The sequence below is a fragment of the Pantoea sp. B_9 genome (assembly GCF_008632015.1).
Lineage (GTDB): Bacteria > Pseudomonadota > Gammaproteobacteria > Enterobacterales > Enterobacteriaceae > Pantoea > Pantoea dispersa.
In genome coordinates this window covers 249,372-273,544 of record NZ_VWVL01000001.1, presented here as the reverse complement: position 1 = coordinate 273,544, position 24,173 = coordinate 249,372, and the positions used below count along the sequence as shown (strand labels likewise).

Genomic DNA, 24,173 nt, shown 5'->3' with positions numbered 1-24,173 from the left:
ATTTGGGGAGTGCGCGTGCTTTGCGATACACTCTCGCTATTGCCCGAGAATCGTTGAGTTCTATGCCAAAATTATTCCCCGCGCTGCTGCTTGGTCTCAGCGTCCTGAGTGCCTCTGCGCTCGCCGCGCCCGCGGACTCTATCCGCCACAGCGGCTTTGTCTATTGCGTGAACGGCACGGTTAACACCTTCAACCCGCAGATGGTCAGCAGCGGGCTGGTGGTCGATACGCTGGCGGCACAGTTGTATGACCGCCTGCTCGACGTCGACCCTTATACTTATCGCCTGATCCCCGACCTGGCGCAGAGCTGGGAAGTGCGCGATAACGGCGCGACTTACCGCTTCCACTTGCGCAAAGATGTTTCGTTCCAGCACACCAACTGGTTTACGCCGACGCGCAAAATGAACGCCGACGATGTGGTCTTTAGCTTTGCCCGCATGTTCGATCGCCAGCATCCGTGGCATAACGTCAACGGCGGCAGTTATCCCTACTTCGACAGCCTGCAGTTTGCCGACTCGGTGCAGAGCGTGAAGAAGCTGGATAACGATACGGTAGAGATCCGCCTCAACAGCCCGGACGCCTCGTTCCTGTGGCATATCGCCACCCATTACGCGCCGGTGCTGTCGCAGGAGTACGCCAGCCAGCTGAGCGCGGCAGGCCAGCAGGAACAGCTGGATCGCCAGCCGGTGGGCACCGGCCCGTTCCAGCTGAGTGAGTACCGCACCGGGCAATATCTGCGTCTGGCGCGCAATCCGCACTACTGGAAAGGCGTGCCGCGTCTGCAACAGGTGGTGATCGACCTCGGCGTAGGCGGCACTGGCCGCCTGTCGAAATTGCTGACCGGCGAGTGTGACGTACTGGCCTACCCGGCCGCCAGCCAGCTGTCGATTCTGCGCGACGATCCGCGCCTGCGCATGATGCTGCGTCCTGGCATGAACATCGCCTATCTGGCGTTTAACACCCGCAAACCGCCGCTCGACCGTCCGGAAGTGCGCCATGCGCTGGCGCTGGCGATCAACAACGAGCGGCTGATGGAGTCGATTTATTACGGCACGGCGGAAACCGCAGCCTCGATTCTGCCGCGCGCCTCGTGGGCTTACGATAATGATGCGCGCGTGACGGAATACAATCCGGCAAAAGCGCGTGAGGCACTAAAAGCGCTGGGCATTGAGGATTTGCATCTGCGTCTGGTGGTGCCGACCACCTCGATGTCGTGGAACCCCAGCCCGCTCAAAACCGCCGAGCTGTTGCAGGCGGATCTGGCGCAGGTGGGCGTGCGCGTCACCATCGCGCCGGTCGAGGGACGTTTTCAGGAAGCACAGCTGATGGCCATGAACCACGATTTAACCCTGACCGGCTGGGCCACCGACAGTAACGATCCGGACAGTTTCTTCCGCCCGTTGCTGAGCTGTGCGGCGATTCGTTCGCAGACCAATTACGCGCACTGGTGTTCGCCGGCGTTTGATGAGGCGCTGCAGCGCGCGCTGCTGTCGCAGCAGCTGTCGGCGCGTATCGATAGCTACGATCGCGCCCAGCAGATGCTGGCGCAGGCGCTGCCGGTGCTGCCGCTGGCGTCGTCGCTGCGCCTGCAGGCTTACCGGCACGATATTAAAGGCCTGGTGCTGAGTCCCTTCGGTAATGCCTCGTTCGCCGGGGTTTACCGCGATGAGCACGGCGAGGAGTAAGCATGATTATCTATCTGTTGCGTCGCCTGCTGTTGTTGATCATCACCCTGTTCTTACTCTCGCTGGTGAGTTTCAGCCTGAGCTATTTCACGCCCAACGCGCCGCTGGAAGGCGCCTCGCTGTTCGATGCCTGGTGGTTCTGGTTTAAAGGGCTGCTGCAGTTTGATTTCGGTGTCTCCAGCACCAACGGTCAGGCAATTGATATACAGCTGCGCGAGGTGTTTCCCGCCACGCTGGAACTGTGCGTGCTGGCGTTTATGCTGGCACTGCTGGTCGGTATTCCGCTCGGTATCTGCGCCGGCGTGATGCGCAATAAATGGCAGGATAAAGCCATCAGCGCGCTGGCGCTGCTTGGCTTCTCAATGCCGGTGTTCTGGCTGGCGCTGCTGTTTACCCTGCTGTTTTCGCTGACGCTGGGCTGGCTGCCGGTTTCCGGCCGTTTCGACCTGCTCTATCCGGTGCAGAACATTACTGGTTTTGCCCTGATTGACGCCTGGCTTAGCCCTTCACCGTGGCGGCATGAGATGCTGGTCAGCGCGCTGACGCACCTGATCCTGCCGGTGATCGTGCTGGCTGTGGCACCGACTACCGAAGTGATTCGCCTGCTGCGCAACAGCACCAGCGACGTGATGGATAAAAATTACGTCAAGGCAGCGGCAACGCGCGGCTTGTCGCGCTTCACCGTGATTCGCCGTCACGTGTTGCACAACGCACTGCCGCCGGTGATCCCGCGTCTTGGCCTGCAATTCTCCACCATGCTGACGCTGGCGATGATCACCGAAGTGGTGTTCAACTGGCCTGGACTGGGGCGCTGGCTGATTAACGCTATCCGTCAGCAGGATTACGCGGCGATCTCCGCAGGCGTGATGGTGGTTGGCGGGCTGGTAATTCTGGTCAGCGTACTGTCGGATATTATCGGTGCGGCGCTCAATCCGCTGAAACACAAGGAGTGGTATGCCCTCAGATAACATCTACGCCGAGAAGCGGCTGCCGAGTGCGTTTCGCCTCAGCTGGCAGCGCTTTTATCGCGATACCAGCGCCATGATTGGCCTGTACGGCTTCGGCATCCTGCTGTTTCTCTGCCTGTTCGGCGGGCTGCTGTCCCCTTACGGCATCGACCAGCAGTTTCTCGGCTATCAGTTGTTGCCCCCGTCGTGGTCGCGCTACGGCGATGTCTCCTTCTTTCTCGGCACTGACGATCTCGGGCGCGATGTGCTAAGCCGTTTACTGAGCGGCGTGGCACCGACGGTTGGCTCTGCGCTGCTGGTTACGGTGCTGGCAGCAATCTGCGCGCTGCTGCTGGGCGTGCTGGCGGGGATTACCCACGGTTTGCGCTCGGCAGTGATGAATCACGTGCTGGATACGCTGCTGTCGATTCCCTCTCTGCTGCTGGCGATTATCGTGGTGGCCTTTCTTGGCCCGCGGCTGGAGCATGCGATGCTGGCGGTACTGCTGGCGCTGATCCCGCGTCTGGTGCGCGAAATCTACACGGCAGTGCATGACGAGATGGAAAAAGAGTATGTTGTGGCGCTGCGGCTGGATGGCGCGCGCAACCTGAATATTCTGTGGAATGCGGTGCTGCCAAACGTTCTGCCGCTGCTGGTCAGTGAATTTACCCGCTCGCTGTCGATGGCCATCCTCGACATCGCCGCGCTCGGCTTTCTTGACCTCGGCGCGCAGCTGCCCTCGCCCGAATGGGGTGCGATGCTGGGTGACGCGCTGGAGCTGATTTACGTGGCGCCGTGGACGGTGATGCTGCCGGGTGCCGCGCTGATGATAAGCGTATTGATTGTTAACCTGCTGGGCGATGGCATCCGTCGCGCCGTCGCTGCGGGAGTGGAATAATGCCGTTACTGGACATCCGAAATCTGACCATTGAATTCATGACCGCTGAAGGTCCGGTGAAAGCGGTCGATCGCATCAATCTGACGCTAAACGAGGGCGAAGTGCGTGGCCTGGTGGGCGAATCCGGCTCGGGGAAAAGTCTGGTGGCGAAAGCCATCTGCGGCGTGACCAAAGATAACTGGCGCGTCACCGCCGACCGCATGGTGTTCGATGATATCGATCTGCTGCGCCTGTCGCCGCGCGAACGGCGGCGTATCGTTGGCCATAACGTGTCGATGATTTTTCAGGAGCCGCAATCCTGTCTCGATCCTTCTGAAAGTGTCGGCCGCCAGCTGATGCAGGCCATTCCACGCTGGACCTTTAAAGGCCGCTGGTATCAGCGCCTGTGGTTCTGGCGCAAAGAGCGCGCCATTGAGCTGCTGCACCGCGTCGGCATTAAAGATCACAAAGACATTATGCGCAGCTTCCCGTATGAGCTGACCGAAGGCGAATGTCAGAAGGTGATGATCGCCATCGCGCTGGCCAATCAGCCGCGCCTGCTGATTGCCGATGAGCCGACCAATGCCATGGAACCCACCACGCAGGCGCAGATTTTCCGTCTGCTGAGCCGCCTCAATCAGAATAACAACACCACGATTTTGCTGATCAGCCATGACCTGCGCACCATGAGTCAGTGGGCGGACCGCATCAACGTGATGTATTGCGGACAAACGGTGGAAACGGCGCAGAGTGACGATCTGATGGAAACGCCGCACCATCCGTATACGCAGGCGCTGATCCGCGCCATGCCCGACTTTGGCCGCGCGCTGCCGCATAAAAGCCGCCTGAATACGCTGTCCGGCGCGATACCGTCGCTGGAACATCTGCCGATTGGCTGCCGTCTCGGTCCGCGCTGCCCTTACGCGCAGCGTAAATGCATCGAAACGCCGCGCCTGAGCGGCACTAAAGCGCATCTTTATGCCTGTCACTTCCCGCTGAATATGGAGAGCCAATAATGGAAACCCTGCTGGAAGTGCGCAACCTGAGCAAAACCTACCGCTACCGCACCGGGCTGTTCCGGCGCCAGCATGTTGAAGCGGTGAAAAACGTCAGTTTTACCCTGCGCGAAAAGCAGACGCTGGCCATTATCGGCGAGAACGGTTCGGGCAAATCCACGCTGGCGAAGATGCTGAGCGGCATGGTGGCGCCAAGTGAAGGCGAGATGCTGATCGACGATCACCCGCTCTCTTATGGCGATTACGGCTACCGCAGCCAGCGGATTCGCATGATTTTTCAGGATCCGTCGACGTCGCTCAATCCGCGCCAGCGCGTCAGCCAGATCCTTGATTTTCCGCTGCGGCTGAATACCGATCTTGATGATGAAGCACGCGAAAAGCGCATCATTGCCACGCTGCGTCAGGTCGGGCTGCTGCGCGACCACGCCGGCTATTATCCGCACATGCTGGCCCCCGGCCAGAAGCAGCGTCTGGCGCTGGCGCGCGCGCTGATTCTGCAGCCGAAGGTGATTGTCGCCGATGAAGCCCTCGCCTCGCTGGACATGACCATGCGTTCGCAGCTGGTGAACCTGATGCTGGAGCTGCAGGAGAAACACGGCATCGCCTATATTTATGTCACTCAGCATCTTGGCATGATGAAGCACATCAGCGACCAGGTGCTTGTGATGCATCAGGGTGAAGTGGTGGAGCGCGGCGGCACCGCTGACGTGCTGGCCTCGCCGCTGCACGACTTAACCAAGCGGCTGATTGCCAGCCATTTTGGCGAAGCGTTAACCGCCGAGGCGTGGCGGCGCGAGCGTTGAGTGCTACGGCCGTAGCGGAAAACGCGGTGCGATTTACCCCATTTGATACAGACGTGCTAGAATCCGCACGTCGATTAACGTCGGTCGCACAATTTTTAATCATCGCGACCGCCAACAACAATGACCATAAGGATTACAGCTATGGGTTTTCTTTCCGGTAAGCGCATTCTGATTACTGGCGTTGCCAGTAAACTTTCCATCGCCTACGGTATTGCGCAGGCGATGCACAAACAGGGCGCAGAACTGGCTTTCACCTACCAGAACGACAAACTGAAAGGTCGCGTGGAAGAGTTCGCTAAAGAACTGGGTTCAGACATTGTTCTGCCGTGCGATGTGGCAGAAGACGAGAGCATCACTGCCCTGTTCACTGAACTGGCAAAAACCTGGCCGAAATTTGACGGCTTTGTTCACTCCATCGGCTTCGCCCCGGGCGACCAGCTGGATGGCGACTACGTGAACGCCGTTACCCGTGAAGGCTTCAAAATCGCGCACGACATCAGCGCCTACAGCTTTGTGGCGATGGCCAAAGAGTGCCGCGCGATGCTGAACCCGAACGCAGCACTGCTGACCCTCTCTTACCTGGGTGCAGAGCGCGCTATCCCGAACTACAACGTGATGGGTCTGGCGAAAGCGTCGCTGGAAGCCAACGTGCGTTACATGGCGAACGCGATGGGTCCGGAAGGCGTGCGTGTTAACGCCGTGTCTGCCGGTCCAATCCGTACCCTGGCTGCATCAGGCATCAAAGATTTCCGTAAGATGCTGGCACACTGCGAAGCGGTTACCCCGATTCGCCGTACCGTCACCATCGAAGACGTGGGTAACTCTGCGGCCTTCCTGTGTTCAGACCTGGCGGGTGGTATCACCGGTGAAGTAGTGCACGTGGATGGCGGCTTCAGCATTGCCGCGATGAACGAGCTGGAACTGAAATAAGTTCTGCGGGCGAGCCAGGTGCTCGCCCTTTTTCTTTTCTCTCCCCGCCTTATAGCCACACGCTATTAATTATTCCCCATCATTCTTTTGCCGTGGACAGCCGTTCAGCGACGATAAGCTAGCCCTTGAGTGGCGATGCGCTTTTCAGATTTGCCCGTTGTGCACTCAGTCCGTTTTTTGCGAAAGGAATGACCATGGAACACCGCCGTTCTCCCGGCCATGACCACTGGTTTTATGAAAGCCAGACTCGCCCGCATACGTCCGCTGCTGCTCCCCTGGTTCCCGAAGCCGCTCATATTGATGACCGTTTTCTGCTCGGCCTGCAGCAGGAAGCCAGCGCACTGCAGCCGCTGCTGCAGCGCTTTCAGCCAGTGCTACAGGCGGCACGCGACCTGAGCCATACCCTGCTGCCTGATGTGGTCAGCACCTCGCTGACCCACACGCTAACGCTGTACGATCGTCTCAGCACCGCACTCACGGTGGCACAGGTGGCTGGCGTGCAGCGGCTGTGCAATCACTACTCGGCGCGGCTTAATCCGCTGCCGGGACCGGATTCTTCGCGCGAAAGCAATAATCGCCTGACGCAAATCACCCAGTATGCGCGCCAGCTGGCGATGCAGCCGGAGCTGATTACCGCCAGCAGCATCAGCGCGCTGGATGCGGTAGGCCTGACTGAACCCGATATCGTTACGCTCAACCAGCTAGTAGGCTACGTCAGCTATCAGGCGCGCGTGGTCGCCGCGCTTCAGGCGATGATGGGCCTGCCGGTGCGCTGGATCCCTGGCGTCACGCCGCCCACCGACGCCGATGCGGTGCTGTTCAGTCAGGCTGCTGCCTGGCAGCACGCCCTCAAGCCGGTTGAGCTGCGCTATGCCAGCGCTGACCAGCTGGCGGCGGTGACCTTTTGTCAGGGTATGGCCGGACTCGACGACGCTGTCTGGCTGCTGGTGCACGATGCCCAGGCGCTGTATGGCTGGGCGACGCTGCGTCAGCGGCTTGAGGCTTATGGTGGGGAAGAGGAACAGCTGGCGCAGGCAGTCAGCGCGCGCGTACTGGGCTGCCGACGCCAGTTCGCGCAGCTGGCGAACGGCTGGCGCACGCGTTTGCTACACGATGTGGATCAGGCCAGCGATGACAGCCTGACGCAGCAGGTGATCGCGCTGAGCGCCCAGCTTACCCGGCTGCCGGAGCGCTTCAGTGCCGCCCATCTGCAGCCGCTGTTAAATGCGGGCTGGGGCAGCGAGCGCCTGTTCACACTGATGCAGGCGGTGGCATTTGCCAGCTGGCAGGATCGACTGCTGATGGCGCTGGGCGAAGCGCGCTAATCCGCCAGGTGGCGTCGTGCTTCGTCAAAGAAGTGCTGCGACAGCGGCGACGCCCTGCCCGGCTCGGCAATCACCAGCGCCGCCTGACGTCCCATCGGCGCGATATCAATCGGCCGGCGCGCCAGATGGTGCAACATTTCCGGTAGCAGATGGCCGCAGGGCGACACCATGACGCCCAGGCCAACCTGCGCACTCTGAATCAGCTGCATTACCGAGGCGCTTTCCACAATTACCCGCGGCAGCACGCCGGTTTCACGCAACTGTCCGTCGAGGTAACGCCGGAAATAGCGCGTGGGCTCGGCCAGGCACAGCGGTTGGCTCGCCAGCGTGTGCAGCGATAGCCGCTCATGCTGCAGCAGCGCCGGGAAGTGATCGGGATGGAAAATGGCTTCGACACCGCGATCGTTGAGCAGCGCGGTCTGGAAATGCAGTTCCCGCAGTGACGTCAGCTCAAAAAAGCCGATACCGCCGTCCACGGTGTGGCTGTTAAGCGCTTCCAGCAGTTGATCGGCGCTCATGGCAGAAACGCGATAGTCGAGCTGCGGATAGCGCGCTTCCACCGCTTTCAGTAACGCCGGCAGCGCCACGCTGCACTGCGGCATCACGCCCAGCCGCAGCGTGCCGTTGACGCCGTGTTTGAGCGACTCCACTTCCAGCTTCAGTCCCTGATACACCGAAACAATTTCGCGCGCCCACGTCAGCACGCGTTCCCCTTCCGGCGTGAAGCCGTCAAAGTTGTTGCTGCGATTGATCAGCGACAGCCCCAGCTCACGCTCAAGGTTTTTAAGCCGCATCGAGAGCGTGGGCTGGCTGACGAAGCTGGCCTCAGCCGCGCGGCCAAAATGGCGCTCGCGCTCCAGATTGCACAGATAAATCAATTGCTTGATGTCGATTTTCTTATCCACCGTCGAATTTTTATCGCGTTATGGTAGCAAAACTCGTCGCGCCCCAACGCGCACTCAGCGAAGAAATTTCTGCGTTGTCAGGCGGATTGCTCAGGCGGATAGCGGGTGATATATACAAGGAGACGCGGCGGGTCGCCACCGGTCGCGACCCGCATGATTAACGGTACCGCCCGGCATCAGGCGACGCCGAGCGCACTTTTCACCTCGTTAGCGATCTTCTCGACCTGCGGCCCGTAAATCACCTGCACATCGTGCTCGCTGACGCGATTAACCCCGTTAGCGCCGGTCGACAGCAGCGTTTGATCCACCACTTCTTTCATCTCTTTGACCCGCACGCGCAGGCGAGTGAAGCAGCAATCGACGTCCTCTATATTGGCCTCTCCGCCTAGCCCGCTGATGATCACGCGGGTGCGTTCATCCGCCGCCACCTGCTGCGGTTTGGCTTCCTCTTCGGATTCACGCCCCGGCGTTTCGACCTGCATCCGGGTAATCACCAGGCGAAAGCCCCAGTAATAAACCGGCGCGTAAATGGCGCCCAGCACCAGCGTCCACCACCAGTGGGTTTTGCTGCCGCCGAGAATGCCAAACACCAGCAGATCAATCGCGCCGCCCTGCACGTTACCGATCATCAGGTGCAGCATCGACATCAGCATAAACGACAGGCCGGTCAGCAGCGCGTGCATCACGTACAACACCGGCGAGACGAAGATGAAGCAGAACTCCAGCGGTTCGGTGATGCCGGTGGTAAACGAGGTCAGCGCACCGGCCAGCACCAGCGCTTTGACCCGCTGCTTATGTTCAGGTTTGGCGGTGTGATAGATGGCCAGCGCGGCGGCGGGCAGACCGAACATCATCACCGGGATTTTGCCCTGGGCGAGAAACTGCGTGGCGGTACGCACGGTGTCGTCCGGAATCGCGCCGGGATGGGTCAGCGAGGTGTTGAAAATATTCAGCGCGCCGACGATGGTCTGGCCGTCCACCGTCGCCATGCCGCCAATCGGCGTAAAGCGCACGGTTTCATTGAGGATGTGATGCAGGCCGGTCGGGATCAGCAGGCGCTCGCAGGCGCCGAGCAAAAAGGCACCGTACTGACCGCTTTTACCGATCATCTGGCCGACCCACGCAATGCCCTGGCCGATGGTTGGCCAGATAAGCGCCAGCAGCACGCCCGTCAGCGGCAGCACCACCACCGTCACGATGGGCACAAAGCGACGCCCGCCAAAAAAGCTGATCGCCGTGGGCAACTGCTGGGTATAGAAGCGGTTGTGCAGCATCACAGTGAGCAGGCCGGCAATCACCCCGCCCAGCACGCTCATGTTGTAGGTAAAAATGCCGAGCATGTCGATGTACTCGGCTGACGTCATCATGGCGCTGGTCTGGTCCATGCCCGCCTGCTGCAGCGCCTCGGGCGTGGTGGTGGCCGCCGTCAGCCCTTTCGCCGCCAGCGTGGCGCTGATCCCCACATTCATGGCGATATAGCCAATCACTGCCGCAAACGCGGCGGTGGGTTTCTCCGCTTTGGCCAGCCCAATTGCGCTGGCGACGGCAAAAAATACCGGCAGGTTGGCAAACAGCGCACCCGCCACTTTACGAATAAAACCGATGATCAACTGCGGCACCTGCAAACTGGCAAATGCTTCACCGGTGATCGCCGGATTCTGCAACGCGGCGGCCAGACCGAGAAAGATACCGGCGGCAGCAATGACGGAGATCGGCATCATTAAGGCTTTGCCGAATGCGTGAACCTGACTGGCAAGTTGCTTCATGGAGCGCGCCCTTTTGCTAACGGAAAGAGCAATTATTAGCCACTATTTGGCCGCACACTTACCCGCCGGCGCGCGGTAGCGGATAATTTATGATGCCGATCACGCTTTCACCCCTGGCGCGCGATAAACGTTAACTATCGCACCATTAAGTCAATCAATTAGACAACTTTTGCCGTCAGTCGCACACTTCTCACCAACAGAAGTCATATTCTGATAACAATTCATAAACAATAAGCCTGCGACTATCATGAAATTTAAACGTAAGATTCAGCCCTATCGCGCCGCTGCGGGCGGCTGGGGCTCGCTGGAAGCCACCACCCGTTTTGTCCTTGACAGTAAAGCCGCCCTGAAAAACATGCGTAACCTGATGCGCATGAACAAAGCGCGCGGCTTTGACTGCCCGGGCTGTGCCTGGGGCGATGATAACAAGAGCACCTTCAGCTTCTGTGAAAACGGCGCGAAAGCCGTGACCTGGGAAGCGACACGCCGCGTCGTCGAGCCAGAATTTTTTGCCCAGCACAGCGTCAGCACTCTGTATCAGCAAAGCGACTATTTCCTTGAGTATCAGGGCCGTCTGACCCACCCGATGCGCTACAACAGCGCGACCGATCACTATGAACCGATTAGCTGGGATGACGCCTTTGCGCTGATCGCGCAGCATTTGCAGGCAATGGATCATCCGGATCAGCTGGAGCTTTACACCTCCGGTCGCGCCAGCAATGAAGCCTCGTGGCTGTACCAGCTGTTTGGCCGCGTGCTGGGCACCAACAATTTCCCTGACTGCTCCAACATGTGCCACGAAGCCAGCGGCACCGGACTGAAACGTAGCATTGGCGTCGGTAAAGGCACCATTCGCCTGGACGATTTCGACCACGCTGATGCGATTTTTGTCTTTGGCCAGAACCCCGGCACCAACCATCCGCGCATGCTGCACAGCCTGCGTCACGCCGCCGATCACGGCGCCAGAATCGTCACCTTTAATACCCTGCGTGAGCGCGGCCTGGAACGTTTTGCCGATCCGCAGAAGCCGCTGGAAGTGGTGACGTCGATGGCCGGCAACATCAGCTCCGCCTATTATCAGCCCAACCTCGGCGGCGATATGGCGGCGGTGCGCGGCATGGTTAAAGCGCTACTGGAAGAGCAGCGTAAACGGCTGGCCGCCGGTGAAAAAGGCATTTTCGATCAAGCCTTTATTGACGCCAACACCCAGGGCGTTGAGCAGTATCTGGCGGCTGTCGACGAGACCCGCTGGGAGCAGATCGTGCAGCAGTCGGGCCTGAGCGAAGCCCAGATTCGCGAAGCCGCCGCCATTTACCAGAGCGCCGAACGGGTGATCATCACCTGGGCGATGGGCATTACTCAGCACAAACACTCGGTCGATACGGTACGGGAAATCGTTAACCTGCAGCTGCTGTTTGGCCAGCTCGGCAAACAAGGCGCGGGCCTGTGCCCGGTGCGCGGCCACAGTAACGTGCAGGGTAACCGCACCATGGGCATCGACGAGAAACCGTCGAAAGCGTTCCTCGATGCGCTGGGGGCACATTTTGCTTTTGAACCGCCGCGCGAACACGGTCATAACACGGTTGAAGCGCTCAACGCCATGCTGCGTGATGAGGTCAAAGTGCTGATTGCGCTGGGCGGTAACCTTGCCGCGGCGGCGCCGGACTCACCGGTTACCGAAGAAGCGCTGCAGCACTGTGGCCTGACGGTGCATATCAGCACCAAGCTGAACCGCAGCCATCTGGTACCGGGCCACGAAGGCCTGATTCTGCCGACGCTGGGCCGTACCGAGCGCGATCGCCAGGCCAGCGGCAACCAGTTCATCACCGTGGAAGATTCGTTCAGCATGGTGCACGCCTCAGAAGGTGTCGGCATTCCGCTGGCGGAGACGCAGCGCTCAGAAACAGCCATTGTGGCCGGTATCGCGCACGCAACGCTGGGCAGCGACCACATCGACTGGCTCGGCATGGCCGCTAATTACAACATCATTCGCGATCACATTGCGGCGACCATCCCCGGCTTCGCTGATTTTAACCGTCAGTGTGATATTCCCGGCGGCTTTTACCTCGGTAACGCTGCCGCGGAACTGCGTTTCAATACGCCATCGCGTCAGGCAGAATTCAGCGCGGCGGCACTGCCGACCTCGCTGTTCCCGCAGCTGGGCAATGACGTTGAAGTGCCGTTCACGTTGCAGACGCTGCGCTCGCATGACCAGTACAACACCACTATTTATGGCCTGGATGACCGCTATCGCGGCGTGTACGGTCAGCGTGAAGTGGTGTTTATCCATCCGGACGACATGGCGTCGCTCGGTTTCAGCGAAGGGCAGCTGGTTGACATTGAAACCCTGTGGAATGACGGTCTGACGCGTCGCGTCAGCGGCTTTAAGCTGGTGCCGTATAATATTCCGCGCGGTAACCTCGCCGCCTACTATCCGGAGACCAATCCGCTGGTACCGCTCTCCAGCTACGGTGACGGCAGCGGCACGCCCACCTCCAAATCGGTACCGGTGAAGCTGGCGCTGACCGCCGCCGCGCCCACCCAGCGTATCGCCTGAGTTCTGTGCGTTACCAGAAAGTAAAAAGCCGCGTAAAGCGGCTTTTTCGCCTGTTTTAGCCTTGCCGCGCGGACCTGATTCGCGTAAAACTGTCCACCGCTCTTAGGCCACGAAACTAAATATATTATGTTCCAGGATAACCCGCTGCTCGCGCAGCTGAAAGAGAAGCTTCACGCGCAGACCCCGCGCGCCGAAGGTGTTGTGAAAGGCACGGAAAAAGGCTTTGGCTTCCTCGAAGTTGACGCTCAGAAAAGCTACTTCATTCCCCCTCCGCAGATGAAGAAAGTGATGCACGGCGACCGCATTTCCGCCGTGATCCACACTGATAAAGACCGCGAGAGCGCGGAGCCGGAAACCCTGATTGAGCCGTTCCTGACGCGCTTTGTCGGCCGCGTGCAGAAAAAAGATGACCGCCTGTCTATCGTGCCGGATCATCCGCTGCTGAAAGACGCGATTCAGTGCCGTGCGGTGCGTGGCCTGACCCACGATTTCCAGAACGGTGACTGGGCCGTGGCAGAGATGCGCCGCCATCCGCTGAAAGGCGATCGCGGTTTCTATGCCGAACTGACCGAATTTGTTGTCACCGCGGACGATCACCTTGCGCCGTGGTGGGTCACGCTGTCGCGCCACAATCTGGAGCGCGAAGCGCCGGAAGTGGGCTTTGGCGAGATGCTGGACGAACAGTTGCAGCGTGAAGATCTCACCGCGCTGAACTTTGTCACCATCGACAGCGCCAGCACCGAAGATATGGACGATGCGCTGTATGTTGAAGAGCTGGCAGAAGGCAAGCTGGCGCTGACCATCGCCATTGCCGACCCGACCGCTTACGTTGCCGCCGGCAGCGAACTCGACAAGATGGCCTCCAGACGCGCTTTCACTAACTATCTGCCGGGCTTTAACATCCCGATGCTGCCGCGCGAACTGTCGGATGATGTCTGCTCGCTGCGCCCTAACGTCAGGCGTCCGGCGCTGGTGTGTCGCGTCACTGTGCTGCCGGATGGCAGCCTGGCTGACGATGCCCACTTCTTTGCCGCGTGGATCGAATCCAAAGCCAAGCTGGTGTACGACGAAGTGTCGGACTGGCTGGAGAACAGCGGCAGCTGGCAGCCGGAAAATGACACCATCGCGCAGCAGATTCGCCTGCTGCATCGCCTGTGCCTGGCGCGCGGCGAGTGGCGTCAGACGCACGCGCTGGTGTTCAAAGATCGCCCTGACTACCGCTTCGTGCTGGGTGAGAAAGGCGAAGTGCTGGATATTATTGCGGAACCGCGCCGCATCGCTAACCGCATCGTGGAAGAAGCGATGATCCTCGCCAACGTTTGCGCCGCTAAAGTGCTGCAGGAGAAGCTTGGCTTCGGTATCTACAACCTGCACACCGGTTTCGACCAGGCGAACGCGGAACAGGCGGCTGGCGTACTGGCCGGGCACGGTATCACGGTTGATCCGCAGGCCATTACCACGCTGGAAGGCTTCCGTCAGCTGCGTCGTCAGCTTGATGCGCAGCCAACCCAGTATCTCGACAGCCGCATTCGTCGTTTCCAGAGTTTCGCCGAAATCAGCACCGAACCGGGCCCGCACTTTGGCCTCGGTCTCGACGCCTACGCGACCTGGACGTCTCCTATTCGTAAATTCGGCGACATGATCAACCATCGTCTGCTGAAGGCTATCGTGCGCGGCGAAAGCATTGCACGGCCACAGGATGACGTGACCCTGATCATGAGTGAGCGTCGCCGTCTCAACCGCATGGCCGAGCGCGATGTCGGTGACTGGCTGTACGCGCGCTTCCTCGCGCCGTTTGCCGGCACTGACCGCAAATTCAGCGCGGAGATCATCGACGTTTCGCGCGGCGGCATGCGCGTGCGCCTGCTGGAGAACGGTGCGGTCGCCTTTATCCCTGCCCCGTTCATTCACGCCGTGCGTGAAGAACTGGTGTGCTCGCAGGAGAGCGGCACCGTGCAGATCAAAGGTGAAGTGGCCTACCGCGTGACCGATGTGATTGATGTAACCATCGCCGAAGTGCGCATGGAAACACGCAGCGTGGTGGCCCGTCCGGCCGCCTGAGCATGAAATCGTGCGGGATAACAGCCGTTATCCCGCATTTTTCCCCGCCCGCCTGAACAGTTGTTAAATTTGTTTCCCGCTTCACACTTCTGATCCGATTCCCTGTCGTTAACAATTCATTACATTACTTTTAACTTGTTGTATTCCGATCGCCTTTTTCCCGGTCCCTACAAGGAGTTAACTCATGAACAACGTCAGAACCGGATTGATCTGGTTAGCGGTGGCGTTAATTGGTGCGGCTGCGTTCGCCATGCTGGCGCTCAGTCGCGGCGAGCACGTTAATGCCGTCTGGCTGGTGATCGCCTCCGTCGCCTGCTATAGCATCGCGTATCGCTTCTACAGCCTGTTTATCGCCAGGCGCATTTTTGAGCTGGACGACCGGCGCCGCACGCCGGCAGAGCGCTTCAATGACGGGCTGGACTATGTTCCTACCAACAAATGGGTGCTATTTGGCCACCACTTTGCCGCCATCGCCGGTGCCGGTCCGCTGGTCGGGCCGATCCTGGCGGCGCAGATGGGTTTTCTGCCCGGCACCATCTGGATTCTGGTCGGCGTGATGCTGGCCGGCGCGGTGCAGGATTTTCTGGTGCTGTTTATCTCCACGCGCCGCGACGGTCGTTCGCTGGGTGAGATGGCGCGCCAGGAACTGGGCTCGTTCGCTGGCGTGGTCACCATGCTCGGTGCGCTCGGTGTGATGATCATTATTCTCTCCGCACTGGCGCTGGTGGTGGTGAAAGCGCTGGCTAACAGTCCGTGGGGGCTGTTTACCATCGCCGCCACCATTCCGATTGCCCTGTTCATGGGCGTGTATATGCGCTTTCTGCGTCCGGGTAAAATCGCCGAAGTGTCGATCATCGGCTTTGTGCTGATGATGGCGGCGATCATTTACGGCGGTGACGTGGCGGCCGATCCATACTGGGGACCGATTTTTACCCTGAAAGGCACCGAGCTGACGTGGGTGCTGGTGATCTACGGTTTTGTTGCCTCGTCGCTGCCGGTGTGGCTGCTGCTGGCGCCGCGTGATTACCTCTCCACCTTCCTGAAAATCGGCGTGATCATCGGGCTGGCGGTGGGCATTCTGTTCGCCATGCCAGAACTGAAGATGCCGGCGGTGACGCGCTTTATCGACGGCACGGGGCCGGTGTTCTCCGGCGCGCTGTTCCCGTTCCTGTTTATCACCATTGCCTGCGGCGCGATCTCCGGCTTCCACGCGCTGGTGTCGAGCGGTACCACGCCAAAACTGGTGGAGCGCGAAAGCCATATTCGCTTCATCGGCTATGGCGCCATGCTGATGGAGTCCTTTGTGGCGATCATGGCGCTGATTTGTGCCTCGGTGCTCGATCCAGGCGTCTACTTTGCTATGAACTCACCGGCGGCGCTGATTGGCACCACGGTGGAGAACGCGTCTCAGGTAATTAACGGCTGGGGCTTTGTGGTGACGCCGGAGATGCTGAGCGGTATCGCCGGCGAAGTGGGCGAAAGCACCATTCTCTCCCGCGCCGGTGGCGCACCGACGTTTGCCGTCGGGATGGCGCATATCATCACCGAGGTGTTTAACAGCCGTGCAATGATGGCGTTCTGGTATCACTTCGCCATTCTGTTTGAAGCGCTGTTTATCCTCACCGCCGTGGATGCCGGTACACGCGCCTGCCGTTTTATGGTGCAGGATCTGGTCGGGACCGTGGTACCTTCACTGGCTAACAACCGCTCGTGGCTCGGGAACATGGCCGGTACCACCGTAGCGGTGGCCGGCTGGGGGTTCTTCGTGTATCAGGGCGTGGTCGATCCGCTCGGCGGCATCAACACCCTGTGGCCGCTGTTCGGCATCGGTAACCAGATGCTGGCGTCGATGGCGCTGATCCTCGGTACCGTGGTGCTGTTCAAAATGAAAAAGCAGCGTTACGCCTGGGTGACGATTGTGCCCACCGCCTGGCTGTTTATCACCTCCATGACCGCTGGCTGGCAGAAAATTTTCCATGAAAAACCGTCAATTGGTTTCCTCGCGCAGGCCAGTAAGTTCCGTAAAGGTCTCGATGAGGGCGTGATTATCGCACCGGCGAAAACCGTGGCCGACATGCAAACCATCGTGTTCAGCAACCAGATCAACGCGGCGCTGTGCGGCTTTTTCATGCTGGTCGCGGTAACCATGCTGATTGCGGCGTTCTTCGTGATCCGGCGCGCGCTGCGCAGTGCAGTGCCGACCACCCATGAGTCGGACGTGTCACTGCGTCAGGAGGTGCGAAATGTCTGAGGCCATTTTACGCTGGAAAAAGCCGCACGCGGGCTGGCAAATTCAGCAGTGCTTACCGCTCGCTGCCCGCGCCCCTGCCGCGCCGCGCTCACGCTGGCAGCGTCTGTGGCAGGGATTACAGCAGAGCTTCCGGTTAATGGTGGGCGTGCACGACTATCAAACTTATCTGAAGCATATGCGCGAAAAACATCCGGAACAGACCCCCATGGATGAGCGCGCCTTCCATCGTTACTGCCTGGAGGCGCGTTTTCCCAGCCAGGCGGGCAAACTCGGCAAGTGCCCGTGCTAACCTTTCAGCCCCGGAATCCGGGGCTTTTTCGTGCCATTCTTTAATAAAAACAAAAATATATTCAGTTTGCATCTTGTGCTGGCGCAGGAGGTTGAATACTGTTGCTAAAATAATGAGATACCCCTGCTGCGCATTCCTCCGGAGGAAGTTTCCATGACCGATGAACAAGGGCAAACGTTGCTATATACCTTGTTTGGCACAACCAGCCCTCATTGGCGTTTAACTTCAGATAGCGATGCGTTGCATTTTGCCGAAGATGAAAATGCCAATACCAATATGGCGGTGCCCCTGACGCCGGCTCAGGCCAGTCTGCTGCGTGCCATGACGGTAATTACCTCCAGCATTAACCTGACCCTTTCACTGCACGGCTCGCCAGTGCCGATGCACTTTGTCGGCCGTAAAGTCAATCAGTCCACCTGGGCCGGTACCGCATCCGCCTGGGGCGATACCTCGTCGGTGGCGCGCGATTTAACCCTTGGTCTCTCCTTCGCCGAACAGGTGGTGTCTGAAGCGAATTCGGTGATCGTCATCCTCGATCAGCGCGGCAACATTCAGCGTTTTAACCGCCTGAGCGAAGAGTACACCGGCCTGAAAGAGCAGGAAGTGATTGGCCGCAATGTGTTTCAGCTGTTTATGACCAAGCAGGAAGCGCAGGCGTCGCGCCGCAATATCGCCGGCTTCTTTCGCGACGGCAACTCCTACGAAGTGGAGCGCTGGGTTAAAACCCGAAAAGGTCAGCGACTGTTTCTGTTTCGTAATAAGTTCGTCCACAGCGGTAGCGGGAAAAATGAAATTTTCCTCATCTGTTCCGGAACCGACATCACCGAAGAGCGTCGGGCGCAGGAGCGCTTACGCGTTATGGCCAATACCGACACGGTGACCGGCCTGCCGAATCGCAACGCTATCCATCAGCAAATTAGCCTGGCACTGGAGCTGGCTAACGGCAGCCAGACCGGCGTGGTTTACCTCGATCTCGACAATTTCAAGAAGGTAAACGATGCCTACGGCCATATGTTTGGCGACCAGCTGCTGCAGGCGGTGTCGCTGGCGATCCTCAGCTGTCTCGGCAAGGACCAGACGCTGGCGCGCCTCGGCGGTGATGAATTTGTGGTGCTGGCTGAGCACACCAGTCAGGCGGCGCTGGAGGCGATGGCCTCACGCATTCTGGAGCGGCTGCGTCAGCCGTTCCGTATCGGGCTGATCGAAGTCTACAGCGGCTGCTCGATTGGTATCGCCCTCGCCCCGCTGCATGGTGAAGATCGCGAAAGTCTGATTCGTAACGCCGATACCGCGATGTACCACGCTAAAGAGAACGGGCGCGGCAAATTCTGCGTGTTCGCCAGCGAGATGAACCAGCGCGTATTTGAATATCTGTGGCTGGATACCAATCTGCGCAAAGCGCTGGAGCAGGATCATCTGGTGGTGCACTATCAGCCGAAGATCGATCGCGACGGCGAAGTGCGCAGTGCCGAGGCGCTGGTGCGCTGGAATTCACCTGAACGCGGTCTGGTGCCGCCTGGCGATTTCATCTCTTACGCGGAAGAGTCCGGACTGATTGTGCCGCTCGGGCGCTGGGTGATGCTGAACGTGCTGCAGCAAATCGTTAAATGGCGCAGCGAAGGCATTTACCTGCGTGTCGCAGTGAACGTTTCCGCCAAACAGCTGATCGACCAGAGCATCTACAGCGACCTGAAACAGGCGCTGAGCGAAGCGGGCATCAGTGAGTGTCCGATAGACATCGAGCTAACGGAAAGCTGCCTGATCGAGAATGAGGCCGGTGCGCTGAAGCTGATGAAACAGTTTCAGGAGTTAGGCGCACAGGTGCATCTGGATGATTTCGGCACGGGCTACTCCTCGCTCTCCCAGCTGGCGCGCGTGCCGATCGATGCGATTAAGCTGGATCAAAGTTTTGTGCGCAATATCAACAAGCAACCGGTATCGCAGTCGCTGGTGCGCGCGATCGTTGCCGTGGCGAAAGCCCTGGATTTACAGGTCATTGCCGAAGGCATCGAAACCAAAGCCGAAGAGAAGTTTGTGCTGACCAACGGTGTCGATGGGCGTCAGGGTTATTATTATGCGAAACCAATGCCCGCAGAGCAGCTCGGGCATTGGCTGGCTAAGCATCCTGCCCGCGTTTAACGTCTTAGCGTACTGCTAACCGGCTTTGCGCAGTGATGCGCTGTGACGATTTTGCAGCTGTACCAGACGTTCCATGTAGGCAATATCTTTCGGTTCCAGCGTGAAAGCATAGTCGACCCAATCCTCAGTAATATCCATCAGTTCTGCCCGTGACAGCTGCAGCACGCGCTGTCGCGCTTTCAGCATGGCACGGACTCCATTCAGTTTTGGCCGCAGCGTATCGATGAAGGTGCGCGTGGTGCGGTAGCTGTCACCAGGCTGGAACACTTTGTCGACCAGACCACGGGTTTCATACCACTCTGCGCTGTGCGACTCCCCTTCACAGATCAGCTCTTCGGCCAGCTTCATCCCGGAGCGGCGTGCCACCAATGAGTAGCCGCCCATGCCGGGGAACAGGTTGAAGGCAATTTCCGGGAAGCCCATACGCGCACTGTTCTGCGCCAGAATGAAGTGGTGCGCCAGCGCCGCTTCAAAACCGCCGCCCAAGGCACTGCCCTCAATCATCGCCAGCGTCACTGCGCCGGTGTCAAACCCGCGGGCCGCTGAATGGATGCAGTCAACACAGGCGCGGGCGTAGGCGCGCAGTGCTTCACGCCGGTTGTTGCGAATGCATTCGACAAAGAAACGCAAATCGCCCCCGGCGTTAAACATCTGCGGCACCAGCGATCCGGTCACCCAGAAATCAATCGGCAGACCGGAACGCTGGGCGGCGTAGCTCAGGTTCATGATCTCCTCGATTAATTCGTGGTTGAAACTGGGGCGCGGCTGCGCGCGCAGCATCATCCACATGGTATGTCGACCTTCCTCATAATAGGCGGCGAGCTGTGTGGTTTGGCCGACTTCGGTAAACAGGCGGCAGGTTGGTTGGTTAATTACTGTCATCGTCTCATCCTCTATTTATGTGATGCGTTAAACGCCACATCAGCGTAATGCAGAGTGAGGCCAGACCAAATGAGAGTTTGATTTATAACGTAAAATCCAGAGAGATCCCCGAGCCCCTGCCTGAGGAAAGATTAGCGGGCTTACTTAATGACGGCGCAGCAGCCGGCAAGCGCATAAAAACGCTTAACGCATGGTGAATAAACGAAGCATTCACAGTCCTCGTCTCGTCCGGGCACGCAATCCCCTTAAATAAAAAAGGCACCCGCCGGTGCCTTGAGAAATTATCACGCGCTCAGCCTTGCCCGTACCAGGCGTTCTTCCCGTGCTTGCGCAGATAGTGCAGGTCAAGCAGGGTCTGGGCGATAGGCGGCAACTCGGCACGCAGCTGCTCGGTGTGCAGCGCCATGTAGGCCACCTCTTCCAGCACCACCGCACTGTGCACCGCGCTATGTGCGTCTTTACCCCAGGCAAAAGGCCCGTGGGAGTTCACCAGCGCAGCAGGAATCGCGCCGGGCTCGATGCCGCGCTGCGCAAAGGTTTCAATGATGACCTGGCCGGTGTGCCATTCATATTCCTGCTCAATCTCTGCCCGTTGCATCGCGCGGGTGCAGGGAATGGTGCCATAGAAATCGTCAGCGTGCGTGGTGCCCCACGCCGGGATGTCCCTGCCCGCCTGCGCCCAGATGGTGGCGTGGCGTGAATGGGTATGCACGATGCCGCCAATCTCCGGCCACGCCTGATACAGTGCGCGGTGTGTCGCGGTATCCGAGGATGGCCGCAGCTGGCCCTCCACGACATTGCCGCTTTCCAGTTCGACCACCACCATGTCGTCGCGCTGCATCTGCTCATATTTAACGCCCGAGGGTTTGATCACCAGCAGCCCGAGCTCGCGGTCTACCGCACTGACATTGCCCCACGTAAAGGTCACCAGGTTGTAACGCGGCAGGTCGAGATTGGCCTCCAGAACCTGCTGTTTCAGCGCTTCCAGCATTGTGTTTTCTCCGCCATACAGTCATTACTGAATTGTGCGGAGCCACCGGTAAAAACGTTATGGAGGGAATGGCTGGATTAGCAGCGGAAAGTGGCTAAAGCGGGCAAAGTGTGGGGTTTAGCGCATTAGCCATGTATTGTGGATCTGAATTGATAAAACGCCTCGTTGATGACAGTGCCGATGTCTGCCTTATCACGGCTAAACATCGGACCGATCAACCGTTAGTAATTGTTAAGCTCAACAATTATCCCCTGTTGTACAATGACTTCAGTATCGACATTGCCGCTATGCTGATAAACTTCATATTGTTCTCCAGCGATAGTGATGGTTCCGGCTGCTTTCGTCCAGTCATTTAAATCAGTCCCATCCTTCAACAGGTTTGATAATTCTATTTTTTGCGTTTCATTGCCGGAAATGAGAACCTGATTTTTCCCATCGTCTATAAACTTACTCACCGTTCCCCTGGTGAGCACATCATCGATATTGACACGTAAATCAAACTGCCGAACCTCATTGTGAGAAAAATCAGCGTCGATTTTTTCTGAAATAAACTCACCAGCCAAATTAACAATAGAATCATCAAAATCCAGCATCTGGTTATTTACATGGATATCATTCGCAGGAATTGCAGCTGTCATTTTGATATTATCTAAACAAATACCACCGTTTTCTCTGATCGCCTCAACTTCAAAAAATTTGACAGGCGCACCAGAATAACGAGAAGTGTTATAGCTTGTCCCGACATTGGGCCCGGAAAAATATTCGCTATAAAGAACTTTCCCTGCGGCATCCAGATACCTTACAACCACTGCATTTGCTCCATTAACCGACAACACATCCATCGAAAACTCAGTCACTTCATTATCAAACTCAAATTTGGTTCTGGAAGCAGTCCACCCATTATCATTCGAATAACTTCTGTTTAGTGTCAATGTTTTACTGCCATATAAAGTACTAATATGAGGCGTACCAAAGCCTGAATCACTAATGAGTTTAAAACCATTGAAATGCGTACCTATTGCAACAGTACCCTCACTCTTACTTTCAAAGTCTTCATTGAGTGTCTTAATAATGGTATCTGGCGTTACGTTCACGCTCCACTTATCTGAGGGTTGACTGATATTTCCCGCTTCATCAGTGGCAATAACATGAAATTGATGCTCACCATTTTTCAAATCGATTGATGGTGTAAAAATCCAGTTGTTATTGATATCAGAAATTACAGAACCTACTACATTTTGACCGTCATAAATTACCACCACACTGCCCTTTTCGGCGGTTCCGGACAGGGTGGGCCTCACATCGTCAGTCTTTCCACCGTTTGCAATATTGCCGTGATTTTGACCAGCATCATCATAAACTGAATTAATGACTGGTTTACTGATTATTGTATCCACCAGAATACTCCAGTCAGATGACGCCTCACTATTTTCTCCTTCATCATTACTGGCAACAGCGTGGATGTTATGAACGCCGTCCAGCAAAGAACTGGCTGTGGTAATAGACCATAAACCATTAGCATCAGCGCGTGTGCTACCAACGCCTTTGCCATCAATATATAAAGTAATAATATTTCCAGGTTCAGCAGTACCATTTACAGTTGGATGCTGATCATCAGTGACACCTCCATTATCTATGGCCCCCTGTAACGTGCCCACATTATCCGTTATGCCTGAAATAATTGGGGAGCTGACAGGGTTGCCTTCAATAATGAGTTCAAATGGCGTTGATATTTCACTGATACGTTCCTTTTTAGCGAAGAGCTCTTTTGCTTGCAGTGTCAGATTGTGTTTGCCGTTGCTTAAATCCTTCATAGGTTCAAGCGTCCAGACACCATTATCATCCACTTTTGTACTACCAATTATCCTGTCGCCATCTTTGAGGTAAACAATCGTGTTTTTTTGTGCAAATCCGGTCAGTGTTGGTCGTCGATCATCCGTAATATCTCCAGATTTCAACATGCCTGTTTCCTGTCCCTGATCGTCATACATTAAAATTAATTCAGGCACCAGGGGGGGCGTGGTATCTACAATCAACGTGCGCAAGGTGGGTATACTAGGATTACCCGCTTTATCCATGGTTTGAAAAGCCATATTATAATTACCATCTTCTATAGGCTCTGGAGGTTCCCAACTCCATTTCCCAGTGGCAGGGTTAATTTCTGTAGTATAGGTCTTATTGCCTATTGTAATGAACATTAAACCACCCTTGCCAATTTCCGAAGGGACCTCCCCAGAAAAAACAGGATGATTTGTATCTCGCTCCAGATATTCAACCTCTTCGAATTTTAATATTTCCATGGTTAAGCCTCTTAAGTCACATCAATGAGAAAGAGGCATTTTGACCATAGAAGAATTTTCGGCTTATCAGAATTGTCTCTAAATAAGAAAATTCCCAACTAATAAATTATCTTTCTAAATGATGTCGTCGATAGCAGGCCCGGCGAAGGGAAAATGAATATTTCAGCGTATAAAGATTATCAGTCAATCACTTATATATCAATGACTTATCCAGAAATCCTGATATCAACCCCCCAGAGTTGAGTCGGGATTTCAGAGTTTTCTTTCTGCATACACATCCGCTTACGCCTAGAATTATCTCAAGCCTGCGGCGGTACCAAAATGGTCTTTGCCAGCAGCGTGAACAACGCGCGTAAAGGGTTGCGCGCCAGCGTGCAGGCTGAAGGAAAAGCATCGCCTGAGTGCATCGGGCGAACAACTTCAGGGCGTAACATCTATACTTAACGAGT

Annotated in this window: 17 protein-coding genes; 12 read left to right on the top strand and 5 right to left on the bottom strand. The window is 57.3% G+C overall.

The window, feature by feature from the left end; all coding sequences use genetic code 11:
* The first annotated feature begins 62 nt into the window (after window positions 1–62).
* The 7 genes from sapA (at window position 63) to F3I21_RS01265 (ending at window position 7,583) form a co-directional block, all read left to right on the top strand.
* Complete coding sequence (gene sapA, locus F3I21_RS01295; protein ID WP_150058000.1) at window positions 63–1,685, top strand: ABC transporter substrate-binding protein SapA; 1,623 nt, start codon at window positions 63–65, stop codon at window positions 1,683–1,685.
* Window positions 1,686–1,687: 2 nt separating this feature from the next.
* Window positions 1,688–2,653, top strand: coding sequence for a putrescine export ABC transporter permease SapB (gene sapB, locus F3I21_RS01290; protein ID WP_021505968.1), 966 nt, complete (start codon window positions 1,688–1,690; stop codon window positions 2,651–2,653).
* Window positions 2,640–3,530: a putrescine export ABC transporter permease SapC gene (gene sapC, locus F3I21_RS01285; protein ID WP_104092980.1), complete on the top strand. Its 891-nt coding sequence runs from the start codon at window positions 2,640–2,642 to the stop codon at window positions 3,528–3,530. The genes sapB and sapC overlap by 14 nt, the downstream gene beginning before the upstream one ends.
* Complete coding sequence (sapD, locus tag F3I21_RS01280; RefSeq protein WP_021505966.1) at window positions 3,530–4,525, top strand: putrescine export ABC transporter ATP-binding protein SapD; 996 nt, start codon at window positions 3,530–3,532, stop codon at window positions 4,523–4,525. The genes sapC and sapD overlap by 1 nt, the downstream gene beginning before the upstream one ends.
* The gene (gene sapF, locus F3I21_RS01275) at window positions 4,525–5,328 is read left to right on the top strand and encodes a putrescine export ABC transporter ATP-binding protein SapF (protein ID WP_058758607.1); all 804 of its coding nucleotides are present in this window, start codon (window positions 4,525–4,527) and stop codon (window positions 5,326–5,328) included. Before sapD ends, sapF begins: the two co-directional genes overlap by 1 nt.
* A 141-nt stretch (window positions 5,329–5,469) precedes the next feature.
* On the top strand, window positions 5,470–6,258 hold the full coding sequence (fabI, locus tag F3I21_RS01270; RefSeq protein ID WP_021505963.1) for an enoyl-ACP reductase FabI: 789 nt from the start codon (window positions 5,470–5,472) through the stop codon (window positions 6,256–6,258).
* 194 nt (window positions 6,259–6,452) lie between these two features.
* Window positions 6,453–7,583 carry an oxidoreductase gene (locus F3I21_RS01265; RefSeq protein ID WP_150057998.1) on the top strand — a complete coding sequence of 377 codons (1,131 nt, stop codon included), beginning with the start codon at window positions 6,453–6,455 and terminating at the stop codon, window positions 7,581–7,583.
* Here the strand turns inward: F3I21_RS01265 and F3I21_RS01260 are convergent.
* The gene (locus tag F3I21_RS01260; RefSeq protein WP_058758655.1) at window positions 7,580–8,476 is read right to left on the bottom strand and encodes a LysR family transcriptional regulator; all 897 of its coding nucleotides are present in this window, start codon (window positions 8,474–8,476) and stop codon (window positions 7,580–7,582) included. The genes F3I21_RS01265 and F3I21_RS01260 overlap by 4 nt on opposite strands.
* A gap of 188 nt (window positions 8,477–8,664) precedes the next feature.
* On the bottom strand, window positions 8,665–10,254 hold the full coding sequence (locus tag F3I21_RS01255) for a PTS transporter subunit EIIC (protein ID WP_021505960.1): 1,590 nt from the start codon (window positions 10,252–10,254) through the stop codon (window positions 8,665–8,667).
* Window positions 10,255–10,501: 247 nt separating this feature from the next.
* Here F3I21_RS01255 and F3I21_RS01250 point away from each other — a divergent pair, with 247 nt between their 5' ends.
* From F3I21_RS01250 to pdeR, 5 genes are all read left to right on the top strand, one after another.
* Window positions 10,502–12,811 carry an FdhF/YdeP family oxidoreductase gene (locus tag F3I21_RS01250; protein ID WP_150057996.1) on the top strand — a complete coding sequence of 770 codons (2,310 nt, stop codon included), beginning with the start codon at window positions 10,502–10,504 and terminating at the stop codon, window positions 12,809–12,811.
* A gap of 126 nt (window positions 12,812–12,937) precedes the next feature.
* On the top strand, window positions 12,938–14,872 hold the full coding sequence (locus F3I21_RS01245) for an exoribonuclease II (RefSeq protein WP_150057994.1): 1,935 nt from the start codon (window positions 12,938–12,940) through the stop codon (window positions 14,870–14,872).
* A 184-nt stretch (window positions 14,873–15,056) separates the two neighbouring features.
* Window positions 15,057–17,123 carry a carbon starvation CstA family protein gene (locus F3I21_RS01240; protein ID WP_021505957.1) on the top strand — a complete coding sequence of 689 codons (2,067 nt, stop codon included), beginning with the start codon at window positions 15,057–15,059 and terminating at the stop codon, window positions 17,121–17,123.
* The gene (locus F3I21_RS01235; RefSeq protein WP_058774631.1) at window positions 17,116–17,412 is read left to right on the top strand and encodes a YbdD/YjiX family protein; all 297 of its coding nucleotides are present in this window, start codon (window positions 17,116–17,118) and stop codon (window positions 17,410–17,412) included. Before F3I21_RS01240 ends, F3I21_RS01235 begins: the two co-directional genes overlap by 8 nt.
* 153 nt (window positions 17,413–17,565) lie before the next feature.
* Window positions 17,566–19,551 carry a cyclic di-GMP phosphodiesterase gene (pdeR, locus tag F3I21_RS01230; RefSeq protein WP_058758614.1) on the top strand — a complete coding sequence of 662 codons (1,986 nt, stop codon included), beginning with the start codon at window positions 17,566–17,568 and terminating at the stop codon, window positions 19,549–19,551.
* Window positions 19,552–19,566: 15 nt separating this feature from the next.
* Here pdeR and F3I21_RS01225 read toward each other — a convergent pair whose 3' ends face one another.
* From F3I21_RS01225 to F3I21_RS01215, 3 genes are all read right to left on the bottom strand, one after another.
* Window positions 19,567–20,433, bottom strand: coding sequence for a crotonase/enoyl-CoA hydratase family protein (locus F3I21_RS01225; RefSeq protein ID WP_021505954.1), 867 nt, complete (start codon window positions 20,431–20,433; stop codon window positions 19,567–19,569).
* A 292-nt stretch (window positions 20,434–20,725) separates the two neighbouring features.
* On the bottom strand, window positions 20,726–21,424 hold the full coding sequence (gene araD, locus F3I21_RS01220) for an L-ribulose-5-phosphate 4-epimerase (protein WP_150057992.1): 699 nt from the start codon (window positions 21,422–21,424) through the stop codon (window positions 20,726–20,728).
* A 221-nt stretch (window positions 21,425–21,645) separates the two neighbouring features.
* Window positions 21,646–23,724, bottom strand: coding sequence for an Ig-like domain-containing protein (locus tag F3I21_RS01215; RefSeq protein WP_150057990.1), 2,079 nt, complete (start codon window positions 23,722–23,724; stop codon window positions 21,646–21,648).
* Window positions 23,725–24,173: the final 449 nt, after the last annotated feature.